1 protein-coding gene is annotated in these 532 nt (G+C 33.8%); it reads left to right on the top strand.

The genetic code is table 11. From position 1 onward, the window contains the following. Positions 1-532: restriction endonuclease subunit S (locus B4W83_RS11915; protein WP_172924017.1), on the top strand; the 532-nt coding region annotated here is incomplete at both ends.

Below are 532 nucleotides of genomic sequence, written 5' to 3'. Positions count from 1 at the left end.
TTAACGAGATGTTTGGGGATTTTTATACTACATTATTCCCCAAATATAAAATAGGTGAAAAATTTGAAGTTTCTAGTGGAAGTACACCATCAAGAGATAATAAATTATATTGGGATAGCGGAACGATTAATTGGGTAAAAACAACTGAGGTAATAAATAGAGAAATTACGGAAACTGAGGAAAAAATCACAAAATTTGCTTTAGAAAATACATCTCTTAAACTTTTTCCAGTTGATACAATATTAATTGCTATGTATGGTCAAGGACAAACAAGAGGAAGAAGTGCAATCCTCAAAGTTGAATCTACTAGCAACCAAGCATGTGGGGCTATATTTCCAAATAAAATAGACAATCCAGTTTTTATTTGGCATCAATTAATGCTAAGGTATAGCGAATTACGAGAACTTGGACGAGGAGGAAATCAACCTAATTTAAACGGTCAACTGATTAAAAATTTTGAACTGATTTTCCCCCCTCTAGCCCTCCAAAATGAGTTCGCAGACTTTGTAGCCCAGGTCGACAAATCACAATT

Origin of the sequence: Streptococcus pseudopneumoniae ATCC BAA-960 = CCUG 49455 (genome assembly GCF_002087075.1) — a bacterium.
GTDB lineage: Bacteria > Bacillota > Bacilli > Lactobacillales > Streptococcaceae > Streptococcus > Streptococcus pseudopneumoniae.
Note: the sequence above shows the minus strand (reverse complement) of the source record. Positions and strands in the feature narration are given on the sequence as shown.